This window comes from Azohydromonas lata NBRC 102462, assembly GCF_001571085.1.
Lineage (GTDB): Bacteria > Pseudomonadota > Gammaproteobacteria > Burkholderiales > Burkholderiaceae_C > Azohydromonas > Azohydromonas lata.
In genome coordinates, this window is record NZ_BCTC01000189.1 from 1 (window position 1) to 6,030 (window position 6,030).

The window sequence follows — 6,030 nt, forward strand, 5'->3', positions numbered from 1 at the left end:
GATGGCCATTTGCAAGCGATACGTGGCGCTGGCGCTGGCTGAAGCCGACTTCAGCAGCGTCACCGCGCTGGCCATCGACGAGACCTCGCGTGCTCGCGGCCACGACTACATCACGCTGGCGGCCGATGCCGTCAAGCGCCGCGTGCTCAGCGTGACCGACGGGCGCGATGCCAAGGCCATTGCCACGATCGCCGCTGAGCTCGCTGAGCGCGGCTGCCCGCCCGAGCAGATTGAGTCCGTCAGCATCGACATGTCGCCCGCGTTCATCAAGGGCGTCGGCGAGCAGCTGCCCAACGCGCGCATCACGTTCGATAAGTTCCACGTCGTCTGGCACGCCAACGCCGCAGTGGACAAGATGCGGCGCATCGAGCAGCGCAGCGACAAGTCCCTCAAGGGCATGCGATGGTCGCTGCTCAAGGACCGCGGCAGCCTCAAGCCCGAGGCCGTCGCCGAGCTCGACGCTTTGATCGCCCGGATGGCCAGCGTACGCACCGCGCGGGCTTGGGTCTACAAGGAGCAGTTGCGCGAGATCCTGGAGCGCAAGCAGATCAACGTCGTGCGCGCCATGCTGCTGCACTGGTGCCGTTGCGTGATGCGCTCCAAGGTTGAACCCATGAAGGCCGTGGCCACCCTCGTGCGCCGTCACCTTGAAGGCATCGTGGCCTGGGCACAGACCCGCCAGACCAACGGCTTCCTTGAGGCCCTCAACGGCTTGTTCCAGGCCGCCAAGCGCCGCGCACGAGGCTTCACCCGCATGGCCACCATCAAGACTGTGATCTTCCTGATCGCCGGCAAGCTGGACTTCAGCGCGGTCAACCCTCATGCCCGGCAACCCACTTGAATTTCAAGAGAGCCAAATTTTTAGGCACTGTTCACAGATAACGCGAACAGCGCCCTGGAAATACACGTGGCGACAGTGAAGTAGCAGCTTGCCAGGACATTGGGAGTGGTTCGCCTTCGGCGCTCACCAGACACTACACTGTTGCGTTGTGCGGTCCATGCTCCTACTTCTGCTCCTCGCGCTGTTGCTGCCGATGCAGCAAGGGTGGGCCGCGCCGCTTGACTCGTGTGCCGACTTGGCCGGCGTCGAGCTGCGGTGCTTGAGCAGTCATTGCGCAGAGATGGCGCCGCCCGGTCACTGCAGTGACACGCAGCATTCCACGTCTTCGGGTGGCAGCGATCCTGCTGGCTGCGACATCTGCTCGAACTGCTGCGGACTGCCCGCCGCCATGAACCCGATCGGGCATGTCGTCGAACGGGGGCCCGTCCAACACTTCGGGACGCCTTTGTCCCCGACTCCGTTCGCAGAGCGGCCTGAACGGCCGCAGTGGATCGCCCAGTCGACCTGGGCCTGACCCGCTTCACATCGCCCCCTTGGCCTCCACGCAGGCCGATACGCACCGGGGGCGGTACAGCCTGCGCACCGTGCGCAACTTCCTGCTCCCGTCGCGGGAGAGTCGGAGGTGCGCGTTGAGTCTGATTTGCTATGAACCTTGCTGTTCCCATCCCACCCCGAGGGGGCAATGCCTGGCGCGCGCTGCGGCGTGCACTCTTTCTTGCGTGCATTGCGCTGCTGTCCGCCGTCTCCGTGCAGGCGCAGTGGTTAGACAAAGTCCTGAAGTCGGATCCGGTATCGGCCCGGTTGCTTGCCCATGCCCCCGAAGGCATCGCGCCCGGTCGCACGGTATGGCTGGGGTTGCAAATCACTCACCACGGCGCCTGGCATACCTATTGGCAGAATCCTGGTGACAGCGGCCTGCCCACTCGCCTGCATTGGAGCCTGCCAGCCGGCCTGAAGGCGGGCGACATCGTCTGGCCCCTGCCCAAGAAGTTTCCTCTGGGCCCACTCACCAACTATGGCTACGACGGCACGATCGTGTTGCTCGTGCCGGTGCATGTTGCGAGCGACTTCACGCCGCCCCCCGATGGGCAGTTGACCATCGGCATGAGGGCCGACCTGCTGGTCTGCAGCAACGTTTGTGTCCCACAGGAATTGCGCCAAACGCAGGGCTTGCCGGCTGAGGGCGCAACGGCGGTTCACGCGTCGCTCTTCGACTCTGCTCTCCAAGCGGCCCCACGGGTGCTGCCAGGAGCGCACGGCGTGGAACTCGCCGACGAAGGGCGGACGCTGCTCATTCGTGTCGAAGGTCTGCCCAGTGACTGGCACGGACAAACACTCAGCCTGTTCCCGATCACGCCGCAGGTGGCGAGAAACGCTGCAGTGCAGAACAAGGACTGGACGCAGGCGTGGACGGGTTCAGCATGGACCGCACGCATGCCTGTGGCCACCGAGCGTGAAAGCAGTCCCGAGCGCATGCGCTGGCTGGTAGCGCGCGGGTCCGAGACCTCACCGCGTGGCCCTGCGCTGGAGTTCGAGGCTCCGATCTCGGGCACCTGGCCGCCGCCTGCCTCTATCAGCCCCGGGCATGGGGCTGGCGCCGCAACGGCCCCTCCATCGTCGTCCGGGGCGATCACGGAACCATCACTCCAGGTCTCGCCATCCATGCCGCTGGAATTGGTCCTGACCCTGCTCGGGGCGTTCGTGGGTGGCTTGCTTCTCAACCTCATGCCTTGCGTCTTCCCCGTGCTGGCGCTGAAGCTGCTCGCCGTCGCGCACGCACAGCGCACGCCCAGGCAGCATCGAATAATGGCCCTGGCCTATGCGGGCGGCGTAGTGCTGACCTTTGTCATCCTGGGCGCCCTGATGCTGGGGCTGCGTGCCGCTGGGCAGCAGTTGGGGTGGGGATTCCAGCTTCAGTCGCCGACCGTGGTAGCCGCTCTCGCGCTGCTGTTCACGCTGCTGGGCCTGAATCTCGCCGGGGTGTTCGAGTTCGGCCAGTTTCTGCCCGGCAGCATCGCATCACGCCAGCTTCGGCATCCGGTCATGAACTCAGCCCTGTCGGGGCTGCTGGCCGGCATCGTCGCTTCGCCTTGCACTGCCCCCTTCATGGGCGCGGCGCTGGGCCTGGCCGTCACCATGCCCGCCGTTCAAGCAATTCTCGTATTCGCTGCGCTCGGGCTTGGCATGGCTGCACCTTTCCTGGTGGTCAGCTTCTGGCCCGCGCTTGCCCACCGGCTGCCCAGGCCGGGAACGTGGCTGCAGACATTGCGCAAGGCATTGGCATTTCCAATGTTTGCGACGGCCCTTTGGCTGATATGGGTCCTCGGGCGGCAAACCGACGTTGACACGGTGATCACCTTGCTTGTGGCAGCACTGGCGCTGTCCCTGCTTGCATGGGCACTGACGCTTCGAGGGCTGCCTCGCTGGTTCGGCAGCGCGCTGTCCGTAGCCGTCCTGGTGGCCGTCGCCTGGCACGCCGGCCCATCGATCGATCCTGCGTCGTCCGGCTCGTTGTCTGGCAGGCTGTCGCAGCGATGGATTGCGTGGTCGCAGGAGGAAGTCCAGTCCCGACTGTCCAGCGGCCAAGTCGTATTCGTGGACTTCACGGCGGCTTGGTGCGTGACGTGTCAGTACAACAAGCTGACCGTACTTGGGGATGAGCGCGTCCTTGCCGCACTCGACAAGCGCAAGGTCGTCACCATGCGGGCTGACTGGACGCGGCACGATCCGCGCATCACCACAGCCTTGAACGACCTTGGACGCAGCGGCGTGCCGGTCTACGCGGTCTACGCCCCCGGCCGTCCACCGGCCGTGCTGTCGGAGTTGCTCACCTACGAGGAGATCCAGCGAGTGCTGGATTCATTTTGAAGTTGCTACAGGTGCGGCCCCCACTCGGCGGCACCACTGCCCATCACCCGCTTGCTTGATCAATAACGGACAAGACCCTTTACAAGGATTGAAGGAATGAACCGTCGCCAATTCGCGCTGGCCGCCGTCAGCGTTGCTGCTGCCCCCACGGCTGTGGGCCAGGATCAATTTCAGCAGGGCCAACACTTCATTGCACTGTCGCAACGTCAGCCGACCCGCGATCCCAAGCAGTTGGAGGTGCTCGAGTTTTTTGCCTACAGCTGCTCTCATTGCAACGCGTTCGAGCCGGCCATCGACGCATGGCAGAGGAAACTGCCAGCCGGTGTGGTGTTCCGCCGGATTCCCGTGGCGTTCCGCGAGTCAATGGTTGTTCACCAGCGCCTGTACTTCACTCTGGAGGTTCTGGGGCTTGTTAAGCAAGTGCACCCAAAGGTCTTTCATGCCGTCCACGTCGAACGCCGCCGGCTCGACCAAGCACCGGACATTGCCGACTTCATGGCCACTCAGGGCGTCGACAAGAACCGCTTTGTGAGGACCTTCGAGTCCTTCGGTGTTGCGACGATGGCGAAACAGGCTTCTGCTCTGGCAAGTGGGTACAAGGTCGATGGCACGCCTTCCATTGGTGTCGATGGCCGCTGGCTGACGTCCGGATCCATGGCTGGTTCAAACGAGAGATCGCTGTTGGTTGCCGAGTACCTCCTGCGCTTGGCCGGCAAGCAATGACGACTTCCGACCCTGCGGCGCGCACTGCTCAACAGCGGTTGCGTGGCACCATCGAGCTGGTGTCGTCGATGCGCTTTGCCATCGCGTTGCTGACCGTGATCTGCATCGCCTCGGTGATCGGCACCGTGGTCAAGCAGCACGAGCCGCTCAACAACTACGTCAACCAGTTCGGGCCCTTCTGGTCCGAGGTGTTCGGCGCGGTGAACCTCTACAGCGTCTACAGCGCCTGGTGGTTCCTGCTGATCCTGGCCTTCCTGGTGATCTCCACCAGCCTGTGCATCGCGCGCAACACGCCGCGCTTCCTGGCCGACATGCGCTCGTTCAAGGAGAACGTGCGCGAGTCGGCCTTGAAGGCCTTCCACCACAAGGCTCAAGGGCTGCTGCCCGCCGAGGCGCCGCAGGCCAGCGTGGAGCGGGTGTCGGCCCTGCTCTCCGGCAACGGCTGGAAGGCCAAGGTACAGCAGCGCGAGGGCGGCACCATGATCGCCGCGCGCAAGGGCGCGGCCAACAAGCTTGGCTACATCGCCGCGCACTCCGCGATCGTGCTGATCTGCCTGGGCGGCCTCTTCGATGGTGACCTGATCGTGCGCGCACAGATGCTGCTGCTGGGCAAGACGACGTACCAGGGCGGTGGAGTGATCCGCGACATCGCGCCCGAGCACCGCCTCTCCCTGGCCAACCCTACCTTCCGCGGCCACCTGCTGGTGCCCGAAGGTGCGCGCGCCGGCACCGCGGTGCTGAACATGTCCGACGGCGTGGTGCTGCAGGACCTGCCCTTCGACATCGAGCTCAAGAAGTTCATCGTCGAGTACTACGACACGGGCATGCCCAAGCTCTTCGCCAGCGAGATCGTGATCCACGACCACCAGACCGGCCAGGCGACGCCCGCCACCGTCAAGGTCAACGAGCCCGCCTTCCACCGCGGCATCGCCATCTACCAGAGCAGCTTCGACGACGGCGGCTCGCAGCTGAAGCTGCAGGCCGTGCCGCTGCGCCCCGGCCTCAAGCCCTTCACCGTCGCCGGCACCGTGGGCGACAGCACGCCGCTGGACAAGGCGGGCCAGCCCTACACGCTGGAGCTCACGGGGCTGCGCGTGATCAACGTCGAGAACCTGGGCGGCAGCGGCAGCAATGGCGGCGACTCCGGCGCCGACGTGCGCAAGGTGGACCTGGCCGACTCGCTGCAGAAGCACCTGGGCTCCGGCGCCAAGGCGCAGGGCGACAAGCAACTGCAGAACATCGGCCCCTCGGTGAGCTACAAGCTGCGCGACGCCAGCGGCCAGGCGCGCGAGTTCAACAACTACCAGCTGCCGGTGGAGATCGACGGCCAGCGCGTGCTGCTCGCGGGCGTGCGCGACAACCCCAACGAGTCCTTCCGCTTCCTGCGCATCCCGGTGGACGAGCAGGACCGCATCGACGGCTGGCTGCGCCTGCGCGAGGCGCTGCTGGACCCGGCCTCGCGCGAGCAGGCCGCGCGCCGCTACGCCAAGCTGGCCTCTCCGCCCGACAACCCCGCCACCACGCAGCAGCTGCAGGTGACGGCGCAGCGCGCGCTGGGCCTGTTCGCCGGTGCCGACAAGCCGCCGGCCGAGGCCCCC

General features: G+C 65.5%; 4 protein-coding genes. All 4 read left to right on the top strand.

Annotated elements, in window-relative coordinates; all coding sequences use genetic code 11:
• Positions 1-841: ISL3 family transposase (locus tag ALA01S_RS30000; protein ID WP_066343253.1), on the top strand; the 841-nt coding region annotated here is incomplete at its 5' end.
• A gap of 645 nt (positions 842-1,486) precedes the next feature.
• Complete coding sequence (locus tag ALA01S_RS30010; RefSeq protein ID WP_084268091.1) at positions 1,487-3,709, top strand: protein-disulfide reductase DsbD family protein; 2,223 nt, start codon at positions 1,487-1,489, stop codon at positions 3,707-3,709.
• A gap of 96 nt (positions 3,710-3,805) precedes the next feature.
• Complete coding sequence (locus ALA01S_RS30015) at positions 3,806-4,432, top strand: thiol:disulfide interchange protein DsbA/DsbL (RefSeq protein ID WP_066343257.1); 627 nt, start codon at positions 3,806-3,808, stop codon at positions 4,430-4,432.
• On the top strand, positions 4,429-6,030 hold a 1,602-nt coding region (locus ALA01S_RS30020; RefSeq protein ID WP_084268092.1), incomplete at its 3' end, for a cytochrome c biogenesis protein ResB. The genes ALA01S_RS30015 and ALA01S_RS30020, both read left to right, overlap by 4 nt.